Consider the following 18,824-nt stretch of genomic DNA (forward strand, 5'->3'; position numbering starts at 1 on the left):
CGGCCTGTCACGCCGGGGGTCGCGGGTTCGAGTCCCGTCCGCTGCGCCATATTTAAAACGAATTTAGACTTTCGAGTTTAAGCAAGTTTCGCCTCAAGTATTAGTTTACTTGAGGTTTTTTTGTGTCTATTAATTCTGCCATACCTCTATTCACTTGCCTCTCATATCATTTGTCCTCAACCACCCTACCAGCTCTTCTCACTACTCTGAATCGTAATAATTATTGCTAGTGGTTTAGCCTACCAACTACTTCGACACATCTCCTTGTTTACAAAAATAATAAAGCTGACCATTTAGTCAGTTAATTTAATAAAATCATAAACTTAGGTAATATCAAATACTTAGAAGGCTTGATAGACCGTTATTCTTAGCCAGCTTATGGTTGTCACTCATTATAAAACATGCTTAACTGTTTCGAAGTGTTAAGAATTATTGCGGATAATATAGCCAACAGAGTATTTTTTATACTTTTGACAATACTTATATTGATAGTATTTATCTTCATTGTTTTAGACTGCTATCAAAAATTGACCGCGCTTCGTCTTTAGCAGCATTGACCCGTTTTGACAGGAAGTTAAAACGCGCTTCTGTCATATACCCAGCCTGCTAGGATGACCCACTCTATATAAAGGAATATTACTGTGCGTTATCACTTGTTTGTAAACCTGCCACTGGCTAGCCAATTATGTAGAACCAATATTCAGAAAAAACTGTTTTTTAGTAGCTCATTAACCACCGCTTTAGCCGCGATCGTTGCCTTGGGTACGATGAGCAGCAGCCATGCAAAGGTGCTTTTCACCGATACCAGTCTTTCTGTACTGTATGGTAATGACTATGAGCTGGTAACAGACGGAGAATTGACGACCATCACTCTGGAGCACGCATCTACCCACAGTTGGGGCGGCGTATTTTTCTTCGTCGATCGCCATCAAGGCGCAAATGATATTGAAAACAATAGATTTAAAGAAACCTATGGTGAGTTTGCGCCCAAGCTTAAGCTCACAACTTTCGATGATAGCTTTATCAAACAGCTCAATCTAGCTGGGCAATATGAGTTTGGCTCGAACAGCAAAGGCTTTAGCCAAGACAACTATATGATAGGACTAGGGGCAGATTTGAATGTCCCTATTTCAGGTATGAAGTACGCCTCTGCTTCCTTGTACCATGTCTTCAATGATAATACTGATGATGACCAGCAAATCACCTTAACTTACGGTTGGGAGAAAAACAACGTTGTGGTCGATGGTTATGTAGACTACTCTTTTAACAACGACGACTTAAAAAACCAACTACATATCAATCCGCAAATAAAGTATAACTTACAACCACTATTAGGCATTGATAATCGCTTAGAGGTCGGTATGGAATATAGTTACTGGAAAAATAAGTATGGCAGTGATACAACTCAAAATGTGCCTAGCGCTCTAGTGAAATTTCATTTTTAACCGTCTAATTGGTTTGACAAATAGTTCTAAAACAGCTCTCAACTCTTTCTCACTAAAATAAATAGTTTGTTAATAAAACAAATAGTCCTCATGCAAACTTGACAGCTTGCATGAGGATTTTCATTTTATATTTGATAAATCAACCCTTAGGATTCCACTGATTCTAAAGCTGGATACGCATTCATACGTTTTATAAGGCTGTTACGACGTATAATTATTGGCTATTTATAGCCGCTAAACAATCATTTTTAACTGACTTTATCAATGGCTATATTTTAAAATTATTCAGCATTTTCTTATCATAAAAGGGACAAAATATGGAATATAACCACATACCCAGACAATCATTGGGCTTCTTCCCTACTCCATTGATAGTACTCAGCAGATTGAGTAAAGCGCTTGATGGCCCTACTATTTTTATGAAACGAGATGACAACACGGGACTGGCATTGGGTGGTAATAAAACCCGTAAGCTTGAATTTATCATGGGTGATGCCCTTGCTCAAGGTGCTGATTGCGTGATTACGGCAGGGGCCGCACAATCAAACCATTGTCGCCAAACTGCTGCCGCGGCGGCAAGCTTAGGATTTGACTGCCATTTAGTATTGGGTGGAGAAGAACCCGAACAAACAAGTGGCAATCTTTTATTAGACAAAATTTTTGGATCACACATCCATTGGGCAGGCGCCAATCGCAAAGGAGAAGACATTCCTAAAATCGTTGAGCAGTTAACAAAACAAGGCAAAAAACCATATGTCATACCCTATGGCGGCTCCAATGAGCTGGGTGCTTTAGCGTTTGTAGAAGCTTTTAAAGAGTTGGAATCGCAACGCGAAAGCATGGACCTATCATTTACTCATATCATTTTTGCTTCTAGCTCTGGGGCAACACAAGCCGGTTTGATGCTTGGCAAAAAAATACTCAATTCGCCCGCCCAAATCGTAGGTATCAATATCGATAAAGGTGAAACAGACAAAGTGCCTTTTGATCAGTATACCGTCGCGCTTGCCAATAGCACGGCTTCCCTTATCGGTGCTGATCATCAGTTTTCAGAAACCGATTTAATACTCAACTCTGATTATGTGGGCGAAGGCTATGGCGTGGTTGGTACATTAGAAAATGAAGCCATTGCAATGACAGCTCAAACAGAAGGCATACTTTTAGATCCTGTCTATACGGGTCGTGCGATGGGCGGACTCATAGATATGATTCGGTCTGGCAAAATCAAGAAAACCGATCGTGTCTTATTTTGGCATACGGGCGGTGCACCAGCTTTATTTGCCTACTCAAGTGACTTAGATATGATGAAAAGAAATGGATAAATAAATTTTGACGCATTAACTCAAGCTATAGGTATTAACTACAATCTTATAAGCGTTGATTCAGCCGGCTCACACTAGCAATCAACGCCACCATAATCACTCCCATAATGATGAGAATCCCAGACATCATGTGCGCTGCCTCGTAATTCAGCGCCTCTACTTGCTCGTATATCGCAATCGAGACCACTTTAGTCTCATCGGATATACTACCCCCTATCATCAAAACCACACCAAACTCACCAATAGTATGGGCAAAACTTATTAAGCTGCCGAGCACAATACCGACACGCGCTTGTGGCAGAGCGACTCTGAGAAACCGTTTGAAACGGCTTGGCTCCAATAAATGTGCCACTTCCATCACGCTTTGTGGAATACGTAAAAATTGGGCGTAGACAGGCTGAATATAAAAAGGCAAAGAATAAATAATCGAACCAATGACAAGACCTTCAAAGGTAAATATCAAGGGGCTGATATGATGTTCGCTAAGCCATTTACCAATACCGACACTAGGGCTTAACAGTAATAAAAGATAAAAGCCAATGACGGTAGGCGGCAAAACCAATGGCATGGCAATGATGCCCATAAGCAAGACTTTAAGACGTGCCACAACTTGCATACGACTGGGCTTAGCGAGCCAATAAGCCACAGGCGTTGCGAACAGTAATAGACAAATGGTAGTGACACCAGCAAGCTTAATACTGACCCAAAATGGACTAAGCATATCGGACATAAGAGACTGGTCTATCATAATGTCACTGCTCGTTGCCATTCGTTATGAGGATAAAGGATCTATTGTATCTAATATTAAAAGATTGAACAGACAAATATAATGCCAGCTCTTATAAATAGCACGTTGATAAGTAAAGCACATTGATAAACAAACAGTGTAGCGTTTATCAGCCACAGTACCAGTCTTCCTGTGTCGATATTATTTATTAAAACCTGACAAGATTATGGTCTGTTGAAAAATAATCATAGCGTAAAATAAAAAAGCACCCTAATAAGGTGCTTTTTTATTTTATTCACTAAGCTCATCGTATTAAATATTACCGTCAAAAATGATGGTTAAAAAATTTCTTTTAACACGCTAATATGAGAATTAATACGAGTCAAAAAAAGTTCTATCAACCTGCTTCACCACGAAGCTAAAGATGATGCACTACGCTGAGTAATAAAGCCGTCTGGAGTCTGACCATTGTCTGCTTGCCAGCGCTGGAACGCCAACCGAGTATTGGTACCCACGATACCGTCAGCGCCTTTGGTGTCATAGCCTGAGTTGGTCAAACGCTGCTGTAAATTTCGTACTTGAGCTGTGGATAATGGACGCTCATAACGCGGCCATGATTTCTGTAACCCGCCTTGTCCAGCAAGCGCTTTACCCAATAAGCTGACACCTAGCGCATAGCTCGATGAGTTATTATAAACCTTGATCACATCAAAGTTTGGACTAAGTAGCAGCACTGGACCATCCTTGCCAGCTGGTAGCCACAGCTCCATTTCAGTATTGGCATCCAAATAAACATCAGCGATGGTATCAACACCCATCGCTGCCCATCTCGCGGCAGGCTGCTTACTACCAACCATAGAGTAATCGAATGAGGCAGGAATGGTCGCTTCGTAAAATGGCGCTAGACCTCGAACCCAACCTGAGTTGCTCAAATAATTAGCGGTGGAAGCCAGTGCATCGCCCGTTGCCCACGGATTACGGTGACCATTACCATCGCCATCCACTCCGTGCTTCAGCCAAGTATCAGGGATAAACTGCGTCTGTCCCATGCCGCCTGCCCAAGAACCATCTAGCTGCGACCAAGACACATCACCGCGCTGCAATAGCGTCGCTAATGACAACAACTGAGTTTCGGCAAACTCTTGGCGACGACCATCATAAGCCAGACTCGCAAGCGAGCTTGGTATGCTGCTATTACCCGTCACCACGCCGTATGACGACTCCATGCCCCAAATGGCAGCGATTATTTCTGCATTGACACCGTACTGCGATTCTAATTGCGACAAAAATGCCCGTTGCTCGGCGAACTTACGCTTACCAGTACTCACACGCCCATCAGATACGGCAGAATCGACATATTCCCATGGCATCTTAGAAAACTCTGGCTGTCCTGAGTCAAGTGAGATGACTTGCTGATTTAAATAAGCGGTATCAAGTAGACGACGCACCGTCGCTGCATCATGGCCTGATGAAATCGCCCGCATAGAAAAATCCGACTTCCAATCAGAGAAGCTGTTATAGCTTGGCTTTGCCACTGGCTGCGGCTTGATGACAGGCTTCGGTGCTGGCTTCACTTGAATGGTTTGAGTTTGGGTAATCTGAACGCTGCCTTGACGCACGGGTTTGCTAGGTTTTTGCATCGCCTGTTGGCTGGTACACCCAACCATCACTAACGCAGGAAACAGAGCAAGATATTGTTTTTTTAACATCATAAAATTCTCAAGTATGAATAAGTAAAGCGACTCAAATAAACCGATTTAGTTAAAGTGGCTTTATTCAAACACTCTGAAATTCAAGCGCTCTGAATAAAGCCACTAAACTTGCCAAATCAGTCACTACTTGGCATCACGTTTAACGCCCCAGTACCGCACGTGGATCAATAGGATTGCCATTTAAGCGCACTTGGAACTCTAAGCCGACCTGATTGGTTTGGCCACTGTTACCCATGTTTGCAATGCGCTGACCGCGCTGTACAGCATCGCCTTCTTTGACCAGTAGCTGACTATTATGCGCATAAGCGGTGATGTAATTATCACTATGACGAATCATAATAAGATTGCCATACTCTGGCAGACCATCGCCCGAGTACAGTACCGTGCCAGATTGGCTAGCAAGTACGGGATCACCGATATTACCAGCAAACCACATACCCATCGTGCCCGCTGCCGCATCAAAGTTACGAGTCACTTGATTGCGACTTGGATATTCATAGCCTGACGTTGCGTTAGCCGTCACTTCGTATACAGGGCTTTGTGAGCTATTATTAGGCACGCTCGTTACAGGTGGTCTGTACGTTGGCTGTGTCGTTGTAGGCGCGTTATAACGATTGTTATCGGCTGGCGTACCTTGCCACAGCTTGAGCCATTGACCACTATAAATCGTATACTTGCTGTCCAAACCATTGAGCGAACCGATTTGACGGTAACTGAGACGATAGCGCTCAGCAATCTGGCTGACCGTATCGCCACGCTGTACACGATGGTAGTTAGGAACGCCTTGTGCATTGGTAATAATCTTAGGTCCCGCTTGGTTAGCTGATTGGTAAGTAGGCTTGGTTGCACAGCCCACCATCGTTAACGTTGCTGCTGTTAAAGTACCTATCAATGCCACTGTTGCAAAGCGCGATCCAGCAATAAGCTTCTTCATACAAGATTTCCTATTCTTTATGTTACTCACAAACTCCTTGTGTTACTCACAAGCATTTTGCTAACTTTTATACCGTTTAGTATTTGGCAAATACCATTATCAATCACTCGATAGTAAACCATTTTCTAAGGCGTGTCCTCATTTTGAAAATGGTGATAAAAATGAGATAAATGGCAGCCAAATAACAAAAATAGCGCAGATAATATCAGGATATTGACCAGCTGTTTGACGCATTTTGGCAGCGTAAATTTATAGCATTAACGCCGACAGCGTTTTAAGCGTGTCTGCTGGCGTATGATGCAGGCGCACTGGCGATAGACTAATATAACCCGCCGCTATCGCTTGATCATCCGTCATATCTGTTGCAGAGGATTGTAAATCTTCAGTTTCTAATGGCAACTCATGTGGGCGTTTACGTAGCGACAACCAATAAGCATCACGCCCACGTGGATCGACCACATGATGTACAGGACGCGCAATCTGACGGTGCCCTAACGCCGTTATTTTCCGACCTTTGATATCATCAGCACTATCCACATCAGGAATATTAACGTTTAATACATGATAGGGCAAATTTTTGCAAGCATCTAATATCGGTGTTTCTATCAATAATTTAACTATTTCAGCTGCCGCCATTTGATAATGACTGGTCTGCTCTTGCTTTTCTCCTTTGACGCCGCCGCCCACTAGGGAGGTCGCAATGGCAGGTATTCCAAAGAGCTGTGCGGTTAATGCAGCACCAAAGGTACCCGAAAATAAAACGTCTTGACCAAGATTGGCGCCAGAATTAATACCAGTAATCACACAATCAAAACGCGTATCAGGATACAACTCATGCAATGCCAAATGTACACAATCCGCGGGCGAACCATTTACCGCTATAAAACCAGAATCCAATTGATGAGTATATAATGGCATCGATAGGCTCAAAGCACTCGCGCAGCCACTTTGCTCACTGTTTGGCGCAACCACTACCACCTCTGCAATAGCAGACAGGGCTTGATATAATGCTAATAACCCTGGTGCATAAACCCCATCATCATTACTAATTAAAAATTTCATTCTCACTCAATATACTCATTAATGACCGCCTGTCCACTTATGAACTTTAGCCGCATAAAATTGCTATAATCAGACCCGAAAATGGTGGTTAGGTTGTGTGATCATACTGTTGACGCTGACATCTACATTGACTTTTTCTGCATACATAGTATTTATACACAGCATTTGGCAAGCGCCAAATGGTAGCTGAACTTACTATCAAAGTTAAAAAAGCCATACCGCTATCAAAGTAAAATGACACTGTGTTTATATCACAGCATGGATATGAACAAATTGATAGAGCAAAACGCGGATGCCACCATAATTTTGGGCGATTATACCCTAATAATACGCTGACACGAACCCAGTCTTTGCGCAGAATCTATTCAATTTATAATTTTATCACGATGATATCTGCATCAATAACAGCAAAAAAACTTGGCGTGACGTTACAATAGGCAACACCTTACAACAATACAAACTTATATTTTTATGCTGACGTAACTTATGAGTCTATGCTGCTGATATGTTGCTCAAAAAGAGCTTTGGCTCACAAGATATCTACACATAAATCAATATTTTATGTGACTTTTGTTTTTTTACCCATTAACATATCACCATTAATTAAAGATAAGCGAGTGTAATACTGCATGAAAAATCAATCGATATTATCTATAGCTTCTGTGATAGCAAAGACGGCGTCCAAAATTAGTCTTGCAGGACTGGTAACGTCTGTTGCCATGCTGTCTCAAGCATCCTTTGCGGCGAATAATTCTGCTACAACTATACCTCTAGATATGTCTGGCATCAATGTTACTAAGCATGAAATTGCGGTCATGCAAGTGCTATCAGAGATATGTCCACCGATGCTCAATGGCAAACAAAAACAGCGCTTTTATAAATCTTATAACGTGCAGCTTCACGAGTTGATGCCGTCTTTAGAAGATCCAAAAGCAGCGATTCAATATCTATCCACTCAGCAAGATTATCGCCAGATATTACAAGGCATTCGTAGCTGGACAATGGGCTTCTCTAAACAAGACAACAAAGCTCTATGCGAAGATTTGGCGAATGCTGAATACCAGTAGTTGATCATCATAATTAAGCACAACAATTACAACATTATAATTGGCTTACTTATCATACATTCTATCGTCTCCCCTACAATAGCTATGCCCCAGCATTGATTCTAAATTGATAAAGTCAGCTATAATTAATGACAATAAATCATGGCATTATCCGTTTTGGAACGCTGATTATGGGCTATTTAGCGAAAACTTGTAAGCTTGTTCATCAGGCTTATGAGTAACAAAAAAGCTTACGTTAATTCTGTTTATACCAACAGGATGACCGTAAGCTTTTTTATGACAGTCGAATTATTTCTATTCAAGGCACTGTGGCAGTATTAGTCTGAGCAAACGTTTACTTCTTACTACTCTTTCTTTTTAATCGGGTCTTTTTTTGCATTTATCGATTCCCCATCGGTTGGCATTTTGCTAAGATAAGGCGTTAATTTTATGTCTGTCGCTCAGCCATTACCACTCTTATTAATACATTGTTTTTAAACAGAATGTTTAAGACAGGCTACTTAAAATGATGCTTAAGATTTAGTGCAAGGTACAAGCGGTAGATACATTTGGTTTCATGATGCGGTGTAACGATATATGACAGTAAAGCGTGTAAAAAATCAGCTGGTGCAGCTGGTAGTCGGTGTGAGTATCTCTATGAGTGCAGTGATGGCAAACGCAGCCATCCAGCCGCCTGAGATGGATAATACCGCCTATGTATTGATGGATTATAATACTGGTGAGATTTTGGCACAAAAGAACGCCAATGAGTCGCTACCGCCAGCGTCTTTGACAAAAATGATGACCAGTTACATCATTGAGCAGCGCTTAGCATCAGGCGACCTCAAAGAAGATGACCAAGTCATAATGAGTCCAAATGCTTGGTGTCGTGGTAGTAGCAGCCAGTCTTGCATGTATGTGCCGGTAAATAAATCTGCGAGTGTTATCGACATGCTACGCGGTATTATTATTCAATCAGGTAACGATGCCTCAAAAGCTATGGCGGAGCATATCGCTGGTAGCGAAGCCTCATTTGCTATCTTGATGAATGAGCAAGCAGAAAAGCTTGGTATGAAAAATACCCATTTCGTCAACTCTACTGGTATGCCTGACGCAGGGCATGAGGCATCAGCACTAGATTTGGCCAAATTGTCACGTGCTATTATCAAGAATAGCGGCGACTATTATGGTATTTATGCAGAAAAAGAGTTCACCTATAACGGTATTACTCAAGGTAACCGTAATGCTCTGCTTGCAACCGACCCTACCGTTGATGGTCTGAAAACTGGCCACACTGATGCCGCAGGCTATTGCTTAGCGGCTTCAAGCAATCGTGATGGCATGCGCCTGATTTCTGTGATTATGGGAACAGAGAGCCAGCAAGCACGTGCCGATCAATCACGTGAGCTGCTCAACTGGGGTTTTGGCCACTTCACTACTGTCACCAAAGCACCTGCTGGACAATTCGTCAGCAAAGTTCCAGTCTGGTTCGGTGAAGCTGATGAAGTCGAACTAGTCACTGCGGATAATTTGCAAATTCTAACCAGCAAAACGCAAAAAAATAAAATCACGACTGTGGTAGATATTCCTGAGAGCCTAGAAGCACCCATCAAAAAAGGTCAAGAAATTGGCAAAATGATGGCCGTTATTGATGGTAAAGCGGTGGCTTCAGTGCCTATTATAGCGACCAGTGATATCGAGCAGTCAGGCTTTATGAGCCGCACTTGGCAGCGTGTCGTACGTTGGGCACAAAATCTGTTTTAGAGAATATTAGTAGAAGCTATTTTTCAAGAACATTACTGACAAAAAAGACGCCTCAAAACTGGGCGTCTTTTTTATGTCCTCATTCACCGCACAGATTTTATTATTGCTATTAAGTATAGTAAAAGCAAAATAGAACAAGTACACTAATCAAATGGCATACTCAGAAGATTACAGACAAATGATACTAAGCAAGCTTGAGGAAGGTGATAGCTTTCGAGAACTTGCAGCAGAATATCAACTTAGCCCAGCGACTATACAACGTTGGAAGAAAAACCCTAAGCGCAAGCAACGTGTTTTTCGTCCCTTAAAAATTGACAACCAAAAACTGATAGAAGATGTGGCTACCTATCCTGACAGCTATCATCATGAGCGTGCTATCAGGCTTAGTTGTAGTCCAAGAGGCATTGGTATGGCCTTAAAAAGACTGGGTATTTCTCAAAAAAAAGACACTTAATCATCCAAAAGCAGATATCGAATTAAGGCGCGTATTCCTTGAGCAATTGCATCAATTTGAAGACCAAGATAGACCCGTCATCTACCTAGATGAGAGTGGTTTTAAGTCTCATGACAATAGACCTCACGGCTATTGCTACAAAGGTCAAAAGTGCTTTGGTGAATATAATTGGCAGTTAAAAAATCAGACCAATGCCATTGGTGCCATTCATAACAACCAACTATTCGCGGTCGGGCTTTATGACTGTAGCATCGATAGCAATCTCTTTCACAGTTGGGTGACACAACTGTTAGTACCTGAACTACCCAAGAATAGTGTTATTGTCATGGACAATGCCACCTTCCACAAACGGCTTGATACCAAAGTACTTCTTGAAGAGGCAGGACATACTATTTTATGGCTGCCTCCATATAGTCCAGACCTAAATCCTATCGAGCAGATGTGGGCTTGGGTGAAAAGAAAACGTAAGGATTGGCAAATAGATTGTATAGATACGCTGTTCTTTTATTTTCTTTGGATCTGTGATTGCTTTACTTTGCCTTGACTATAGTGTCATCATCAAACTATGATAAACACTGATTTACTAGACTCAGCAAGCTTGCCCTCATTCATCATATTTTTCAGCTTAAAAGCAAGCACTCTTGTCGAAAATACGATGTTCGAAACTATTTACAGTAAATGAGTAAATGAAAGGCAACGGATTACATTAAACGAGGTTAGTACGGTAAGCGTGACAAATATTTTGACCTTATTACGTCCATACCAACCAGCGCTTAAGCAAGTCGCTTAATGCTTTATCTTTATAAGTGGCGCTATAACAGTAATCGACACCAGCTGCTTTCAAACCATGCTCAAAGCTATCTAACTGCTTCGCTCGATGTGGTGGATACCAATATACCAATAAAGCCCGATGTTCACTTTCAAATTGACGAATACGCTTGGCTAACGACTCAGCTTTACTTGGAAAAATATCTTCCGCAAACATCACCATATTCACCTGTCTTACATTCATCTCCTCTATAACCAGTGTTTCATGCTGACGATAAATGACAGTCGCACCTAAACGCTCTAGCTCCTTCGCTAAAAACCCGACTTCATGATAATAATAGTAAATAATAGTCAATCCAGCCAACAAATGCTGCTGCCGAGACTGCTGTTTATTGGTCATCGATATGGTCAGCATGAATTGGGTGCCTGACCCTAACGTACTATCTACTTCTATAGTAGCGCCCATCAGCTGAGCCATTTGCTTGACGACTGGCAAACCAACACCTGAGCCTTCATATTGGCGAGTTTGTGATGAATCCACTTGGAAAAACGGATTAAAAATATCATCGATATGAGTGCTATCGATACCAATACCTGTGTCTTTCACACTGATTTGCCAGCGATTGCTTTTATCAAAATGAGTCAATTGCGACGTAATAGTCACCTGCCCCGCTGGAGTAAACTTAATCGCATTGCTCAGTAATATCGATAATATTTGTTTTATTTTTTCCGCATCCCCTTCTAGACCATAGTCTATATGATGAATACGGCTGATCAACTCTAGCCTTTTTTGCCGAGCAATAGGCTCATATTCTGCCAACAGATCGGCGATTAACTGCAGTGGATTGAACGCAATACAATTGATACTCATCTGACCTTTTTGTATTTGATTCAATTGGATAATATGATCAAGCGACGACACCAATTTATCACTACCGTCACTGATAATTTCAACCGCATCTTTTTGTTCTCTATTGAGGGTATCGTAATCTAACAGCTGTAAACCGCCTACGATAGCATTTAGCGAAGTTTTCAGCTCATGGGTGATCATGCTTTGAAAGTTATGCAGCTGCACATCGAGGGATACGTCTTTGTTGTGTAATTGCTGCTCAAAAATAGCAAGCGCCTCATAATCTTGTTGGACTTTCTGTAAACGATCAAACAATACAGCCAAAGTTTGCTTGATTTGCACCAGTTCCTGAAATTCAAAAAGCTGTGGAATCACTGGTAACTGCTCAAGCTCTGGGTTTTTCACAACGATGTGACAGACTTCTTTCAAAGCTTCAATATCTCTGATTGGCCATTTTAGTTTGCGCAGAATGTACAATACCCAAAGTACCGTCAATATCGTGGTAATAAGCCATAGCAATATATTGCTTCGAAACCAATGTGAACGCAGGGTGTTCACATCTAAAGTGAGATTAATATATCCAACTAATGCGCTATTTTTATTGGCCTCACTAGACGCTGACGATTCTTGCTCACTATTTGATAAAGTTGTGAACGATTGCTGACTGCTGTTTAACGTATCTAGCGCGTTATCATCACCGATATCGTCACTGGTAACGGGATAATTGAAGCTGACAGTATCTGCAAATAAAGCATTCTTCCAATCATCTCTGGATTGATTAACTTCATCAATAGGTTTGGGTGTTGAATAAAATAAAATACTTCTAATGCTGGGTTCACTTTCTAACAAGAATCTCACTTGCTCAGCCACGATATCAGCACCATCGGCTGTCGATGCGCTGGTGGTCAACATGGTAGCCAATTGCTGGATATGCTGACGCTTCTCTTTATAGTGGTATAACAAACCATAAACGATAGACATCAAGAAGCCTGCCAACACAGCCAAAATAATGGCTTGTACGACAGAACGCCAAATAAGCGTAGAGATGGTTTGAGAGGGACGGTTGTTCATATTACTTAACTGAGTTAAGAAAACTTTTGATTATAGTACAGGTATTTTGTAGGAGTAGTGAGGGAAATATCACATGTTAATAAAACTTAACAACGTATGAATATATCATGATGACCGATATAATCATCATGATATAGCACATTACAGAGAAGCATGAACAATAGAATAAAACAATCTTTATCTACTACAACAATATAAAGACCATCATCATTTGGCTAAATTAACGCTTTTTATCTTTATTGGTGAATTTCTGCTTATCTTTGGTAGTAAATTTCTGTGCCCGATTACGCTCGCGTTGGCGCAACTGTTGCGTCTTCGCTTTGGTTGGCGTATCGCTCTTGTTGGCATATGGGTTGTCATTTTGTTTAAGGACAACGTTGAGCGGCGTGCCTTCGAGCTTAAATACTTGACGGAATTGGTTCTCCAGATAACGCTGATAGCTCTTAGGTAGCGCGCTGGTTTGGTTACCATGAATGACAATCACGGGCGGATTGTGACCACCGATGTGAGCAAAGCGCAGTTTAATACGGCGACCAGCAACCGTTGGTGGTGGATTGGCTGTCACCGCATCTTGCAGAATCTGAGTCAAACGATTGGTTGATACTTCAAACATCGAAGATTTATAAGCACGCAAGATAGACGGGTATAGATTACCCACACCCGTACCATGTAGTGCTGAGATTAGATGCACTTTTACATAAGGGATAAAGTTAAAGCGGCGATCCATCTCAATCTTGATATAATTTTTCTGATCAGCAGTCAGACCATCCCACTTATTAATCGCAACAACTAAAGCACGACCCGCATCAAGCGCATAGCCAATCATATGCAAGTCTTGATCAACGATACCTTCATGCGCATCAATAACAATAACGGTTACATTAGAATCTTCGATTGCTTGCAAGGTTTTAATGACCGAGAATTTTTCTACTTTTTCATCAATTCTACCGCGGCGGCGCACACCAGCAGTATCGATTAAGACGTAGTCCTTACCCTCACGTGTATAAGGAATATAAATACTGTCACGTGTGGTACCGGGCATATCAAAAACCACTACTCGGTCTTCACCCAATAGACGATTGACTAGCGTCGATTTACCAACGTTTGGACGACCTATGATCGCTAACTTCAAACCTTTTGGCTCTACGACATTCTCTTGCTCAGGCATATCAGCCGTCAATATTTCAAGCAAATTACCGACACCGCGACCATGACTTGCCGCCATCGGATATGGCTCACCCAATCCTAATTCATAAAACTCGGCAGGTGCAGCGTCGTGAGCACCATCGACTTTATTGGCAACCACATAGACTGGTTTGCCAAGGGTGTGCAAAAACTTACCAATCTCCGCATCTGCGCCGATCATACCAGCACGAGCATCTACCACAAATACGATGATGTCCGCTTCATGAATCGCTGTATGCGATTGCTCAGACATATAGTCATCAATGTTGCCGCTACCGTCATCCGCCTCACCAATACCACCAGTGTCTACAACGATAAAAGATTTGTCTTCATAGGTCGCATCACCGTACTGACGGTCACGAGTCAGTCCTGACAAATCAGCAACCAATGCCTGCCGACTTTTTGTGAACTGATTAAATAAGGTGGATTTACCGACGTTTGGACGACCAATTAAGGCGACCACAGGCTTGATACTCATGGGTTACTCTCAGTGAAAGGCACAATGGCGGGCAGTACAGTTATTCTTATAACCAGTGATATAACAGTAGTCGTGAATAAGCTGCTCTTGACCGCAAATTAAAATGAATGATAAAACAATAGCAAAAATAATAGTCAGCTATTTTACAATTAGCAAGTGATACATAGGATGACTAAATGATAAATAATAAATATGGATAACACGTACGGCGCATCGGTCGCATAGAGTACGCGAAAGCCTGTATTTAAACAAGCAATTTACACAAGGCACTAAACGCTGACGAAGCAGCGTTTGTGTTCTCTAAAATTGCAATCAACCCGTTGGCTTAACGATAATATCAAACATACTATCTAAGTAAGCATTAACCGATAAAAAGCTTAGCGGGCTAATTGCCAAATAGCAACCTGTCCTGATGTGCTCTGTGTCATTAAACGGCTGCCTTGTACTTGCAAGCTACTCAAAGCACCCTTAGTTTGTACACGGCTAACGATTTTACCGCTAGCTGGATCAAATAAGTGTACCATGCCGTCAAAATCACCCACGGCAATATAATTGCCAATCATTACAGGATTGGTTAAATGACGATAAGCCAGCTCTTCACTTTCCCAAAGAACCTCACCATTACTTCGATTATAGGCAACCACTTTGCCCTCTAAGCTGGTACCAATCACTTGCTGGTTATTTACAGCAAGTGACTTTAAGCTGGCAAGCTCGTTGACAAACATGACTTGACGCGAAGCCAAATCAATACCTAATAACTGACCACTATAACTGATGGCAAATAGCTGGTTTTTATCGACGATCGGCGTACCATCGACATCACTCATGCGCTCAACTTCACTACTACCAGTACCAACGCCAACACGTCTTGACCACTGCGGTAAACCACTATCAGTCGTCACCGCATGTAAACGACCATCAGCAGTCGCCAATAATGCCGTTTTGCTGTCCAACAACGTTGGCGCCGCACTACCGCGCACACTGATGGCTGGAACTTGTGTGGCAAACTGCCAGACAGACTGACCTGTCTGTAGTGACAAGCCATGTAAAAAGCCATCGTTCGCTGATAGAATGACACGGTTATTGGTAATTAAAGCGGGTGTCAATACTGATCCTGATAACTGCTTCTGCCAGCGTTTTGCGCCAGTCACACTATCAAATGCCATCACCTGACCACCGCGTGTGCTAATAATCGCTGTTTGGCTTAAAGCATCTAAAGCAACGCCGCCCGTGATTTGATCGCCAACGTTGATCGACCATAAACGTTCGCCTGCACTGTTAAAGCCGGTCAAGTCCCCACCGCGCGATGCAGTGACGATTTGTCCATTGACATAACCTACTTGCAAGTCTAATGGATCTTTCTTACTGGCTTTTTTATTGCCAATATCCGTGCTAAAAACCGGTTGCAACACACTGATAGGCTCAGCAATCTGTACCAGCTTGACTGGATCATTGACGACGGGTTTAATACCGCGATTACACCCAATCACCGCAGTGCTCATCACTGCCAATACTGCCACATGCATCACCGTCAATTTGATGGTTTTAGCTTTTGATATTTTGCTAGAGCGAATAAATTGAGTCATTATGAGTTCTCACTACAAATAAATTATTATTAATTAGTAAATTGGTTATCAGTAAATATCAGATCGGCGCTTAGTATTCACCAAGCACATTCAATGAGTGCTGGTGGTCTATCCGATGCTGTTTTACTGCACCACTTAGCTTGTAGAACGGTTATAGATACGCGCTATTGACTAGCAATTATCAGGCATTAGGTAGAACGCAAACGCTATTATTGGTTAACAGCGCTTGTCACTGTACAATTATTGCGCAACCTCAGCAGCAGCATTTTCTTCCACTAAGGGCTGTGCAGGACTACTTGACTCTTGAATCAGACTGACTGGTTCGTCTATAGGCTCAGGTACGATGCCCAGACTCTCCATCTTTAATGCCAATACTGCACGCGTCTCTTGACGGTTGCGTAACAACTCCCAAGCATTATTATAAGACTTGATCGCTGAGTCTTTATTACCTTGTGCTAAATAAATATCCCCTAACAATTCTTGTTGGCTGGCTTCAAAGGAGCTTGGCATATCATTGTTGGCTTCTGCTAATGCCGCATCCGCATCGCCCGCCGCCAGTAACGTTGTCGCATAGCGCAAACGAGTAATTGCTTGTAAACCTGCATCACCTAAGTCAATAGCCAATGCTTTTTTGAGGGTTTCACTTGCCTCGGTAAATTCATTATTATCTACTTGCTGACGCGCTTTAATCATCAGTGCCTGCCAAGCGTAAACCGACTCACCATGCTTGCTAACTAGCGCATCAATATCTTTGTTTAGCTGGGTGCGACTTTGGGCAAGTGCTGCTTGTGCTTCTGCTTCCAAATCAGGGTTTTGTGAGGCCAAACTGACTTCTTCATTCAACCGCTGAATGTCTGCATAATGATCTGCTGCAACGGTGTCTACGCGCGCATGGTTGTCCTGCCAATATGTCCAACCAAAATAAGCGGCCAGTGCCAACAAAATCGCAGTGACAATATAGCTGCCATACTGCTTTAACGCTTGCATTGAATTGTCTGCATTCGGCGAATTGGGTGTCAGAGCCATATGTGTTTACCTGATAAAATTGTTATTAAATTGCTAATGCTAAAACCGCAATCGATTACTGACGGATAAAATTTTCTTTACTCGACAGCCAATCTGTCGCAACTGTCTGTTGTTCGCCCGTCTGCATGTCTTTAACGCTGAGGGTATTATCATCCAGCTCTTGCTGCGCAATAATAACGGTCAATGCAGCACCTGACTTATCGGCTTTCTTCATTTGCGCTTTTAGGCTCGTCGCACTCGCCATTTTCACCCGAATATCTGGGCGACTATATCGTAGGCGTTGGGCATAGCCAATACCCGCACTATAAACTTCTGGATGCGCAACCACGAAAACATCGCAAGCGGGGACATCAGCAATCGGCGCAACCGCTTCCATTAACAGTAATAAACGCTCAAGCCCCATGGCAAATCCAACAGCAGGCTCAGATTTTACTGGTTTGTTGCCATCAGTACCGATGGATTTTAGTTGCCCAATCAAACCATCATAACGGCCGCCTGCACAAACGGTCGCTTGGCTACCAAGCTTGTCAGTCACCCACTCAAAAACCGTTTTGTTGTAATAATCAAGACCGCGTACTAGGTGTGGATTGATCTCAAAATTAATACCCAGCTCTGTTAAATAGGCTTGTACTTGCTCAAAATGCGCCACGCTTTCTTCACCTAAAAAGTCAGCAAGCTTAGGCGCGTCTACCAATAGAGCTTGGGTGCTTGCTTCTTTGCTGTCTAAAATACGTAGCGGATTGGTGGTCAAGCGACGTTTACTGTCTTCATCCAGCTGATCTTTTTTATCGGTTAAATAAGCAACCAATGCTTCGCGATAAGCATGACGCTCATCAATTTCGCCCAGACTGTTTAGCTCTAAACGCATCTCATCTTTTAACCCCAGCTCTTGCCACATCAGATGGGTCATGGCGATCAGCTCAGCGTCAGCGTCTGGTAAGGCACTACCAAAGCTTTCAACACCTATTTGATGAAACTGACGATAACGACCTTTTTGTGGACGCTCATAGCGAAACATTGGACCGATGTACCATAACTTTGGTGTATCACCGCGCAGTAAATTATGCTCAATCACTGCACGTACTGCACCAGCGGTCCCTTCAGGACGTAGCGCCAACGGCGTTGGTGGCTCAGATTTATCGGTAAAGCTATACATCTCTTTTTCGACAATATCAGTCGCGCCACCAATGGCACGCGCAAACAAATCGGTTTGCTCAACGATTGGCAAACGAATATGCTCAAAGCCGTATCTGCCCAGTACTTCAGCCAATATCGCTTCTAAATGCAGCCATTTTGCGGACTGATCAGGCAAAATATCATTAAACCCTTTGATAGCTTTAATCATGGTACGGTCGTATCCTTAAAAATTTTAACAAGTGTCTCTTTTATTTTTT

15 protein-coding genes are annotated in these 18,824 nt (G+C 42.4%); 6 read left to right on the forward strand and 9 right to left on the reverse strand.

Annotated elements, in window-relative coordinates; all coding sequences use genetic code 11:
• Positions 1 to 641: 641 nt before the first annotated feature.
• Both I3257_RS10910 and I3257_RS10915 read left to right on the forward strand, forming a co-directional pair.
• Complete coding sequence (locus tag I3257_RS10910; RefSeq protein WP_238049755.1) at positions 642 to 1,445, forward strand: DUF5020 family protein; 804 nt, start codon at positions 642 to 644, stop codon at positions 1,443 to 1,445.
• A 317-nt stretch (positions 1,446 to 1,762) separates the two neighbouring features.
• Positions 1,763 to 2,767, forward strand: coding sequence for a D-cysteine desulfhydrase family protein (locus I3257_RS10915; RefSeq protein WP_238049756.1), 1,005 nt, complete (start codon positions 1,763 to 1,765; stop codon positions 2,765 to 2,767).
• Positions 2,768 to 2,813: 46 nt separating this feature from the next.
• On the opposite strand, the gene modB is transcribed toward I3257_RS10915, so the two are convergent.
• The 4 genes from modB to surE form a co-directional block, all read right to left on the reverse strand.
• Complete coding sequence (gene modB / locus I3257_RS10920) at positions 2,814 to 3,515, reverse strand: molybdate ABC transporter permease subunit (RefSeq protein WP_238049757.1); 702 nt, start codon at positions 3,513 to 3,515, stop codon at positions 2,814 to 2,816.
• 386 nt (positions 3,516 to 3,901) lie between these two features.
• Complete coding sequence (locus I3257_RS10925) at positions 3,902 to 5,206, reverse strand: lytic murein transglycosylase (RefSeq protein WP_201553554.1); 1,305 nt, start codon at positions 5,204 to 5,206, stop codon at positions 3,902 to 3,904.
• A 139-nt stretch (positions 5,207 to 5,345) separates the two neighbouring features.
• A complete protein-coding gene (locus I3257_RS10930; RefSeq protein WP_201559919.1) occupies positions 5,346 to 6,140 on the reverse strand; it encodes a M23 family metallopeptidase in 795 nt (264 codons plus the stop codon).
• Positions 6,141 to 6,389: 249 nt separating this feature from the next.
• Complete coding sequence (gene surE / locus I3257_RS10935; protein ID WP_238049758.1) at positions 6,390 to 7,202, reverse strand: 5'/3'-nucleotidase SurE; 813 nt, start codon at positions 7,200 to 7,202, stop codon at positions 6,390 to 6,392.
• Between the two features lie 629 nt (positions 7,203 to 7,831).
• On the opposite strand from surE, the gene I3257_RS10940 reads away from it, so the two are divergent.
• From I3257_RS10940 to I3257_RS10955, 4 genes are all read left to right on the forward strand, one after another.
• Entirely contained in the window at positions 7,832 to 8,269 is a 438-nt protein-coding gene (locus tag I3257_RS10940) for a hypothetical protein (protein ID WP_045444876.1), read from the forward strand.
• Between the two features lie 576 nt (positions 8,270 to 8,845).
• Positions 8,846 to 10,012 (forward strand): D-alanyl-D-alanine carboxypeptidase family protein, encoded by a 1,167-nt coding sequence (locus tag I3257_RS10945; protein WP_238049759.1) that lies wholly within the window; start codon positions 8,846 to 8,848, stop codon positions 10,010 to 10,012.
• 151 nt (positions 10,013 to 10,163) lie between these two features.
• Positions 10,164 to 10,466 carry an IS630 transposase-related protein gene (locus tag I3257_RS10950; RefSeq protein WP_010195977.1) on the forward strand — a complete coding sequence of 101 codons (303 nt, stop codon included), beginning with the start codon at positions 10,164 to 10,166 and terminating at the stop codon, positions 10,464 to 10,466.
• Positions 10,467 to 10,482: 16 nt separating this feature from the next.
• On the forward strand, positions 10,483 to 11,010 hold the full coding sequence (locus tag I3257_RS10955) for an IS630 family transposase (protein WP_238049774.1): 528 nt from the start codon (positions 10,483 to 10,485) through the stop codon (positions 11,008 to 11,010).
• Between the two features lie 207 nt (positions 11,011 to 11,217).
• Here I3257_RS10955 and I3257_RS10960 read toward each other — a convergent pair whose 3' ends face one another.
• The 5 genes from I3257_RS10960 to hisS all read right to left on the reverse strand — a co-directional run bounded on the left by I3257_RS10960 (position 11,218) and on the right by hisS (position 18,775).
• Positions 11,218 to 13,155 (reverse strand): HAMP domain-containing sensor histidine kinase, encoded by a 1,938-nt coding sequence (locus tag I3257_RS10960; protein WP_238049760.1) that lies wholly within the window; start codon positions 13,153 to 13,155, stop codon positions 11,218 to 11,220.
• Between the two features lie 220 nt (positions 13,156 to 13,375).
• The gene (der, locus tag I3257_RS10965) at positions 13,376 to 14,818 is read right to left on the reverse strand and encodes a ribosome biogenesis GTPase Der (protein WP_238049761.1); all 1,443 of its coding nucleotides are present in this window, start codon (positions 14,816 to 14,818) and stop codon (positions 13,376 to 13,378) included.
• A 377-nt stretch (positions 14,819 to 15,195) separates the two neighbouring features.
• Positions 15,196 to 16,404 (reverse strand): outer membrane protein assembly factor BamB, encoded by a 1,209-nt coding sequence (gene bamB, locus I3257_RS10970; RefSeq protein WP_238049762.1) that lies wholly within the window; start codon positions 16,402 to 16,404, stop codon positions 15,196 to 15,198.
• Between the two features lie 240 nt (positions 16,405 to 16,644).
• Positions 16,645 to 17,430 carry a tetratricopeptide repeat protein gene (locus I3257_RS10975; RefSeq protein ID WP_238049763.1) on the reverse strand — a complete coding sequence of 262 codons (786 nt, stop codon included), beginning with the start codon at positions 17,428 to 17,430 and terminating at the stop codon, positions 16,645 to 16,647.
• A 55-nt stretch (positions 17,431 to 17,485) separates the two neighbouring features.
• Positions 17,486 to 18,775, reverse strand: a complete 1,290-nt coding sequence (hisS, locus tag I3257_RS10980) for a histidine--tRNA ligase (protein ID WP_201502912.1) — start codon at positions 18,773 to 18,775, stop codon at positions 17,486 to 17,488.
• Positions 18,776 to 18,824 lie beyond the last annotated feature (49 nt).

It is taken from the genome of Psychrobacter sp. Ps7 (assembly GCF_022129225.1).
Lineage (GTDB): Bacteria > Pseudomonadota > Gammaproteobacteria > Pseudomonadales > Moraxellaceae > Psychrobacter > Psychrobacter immobilis_A.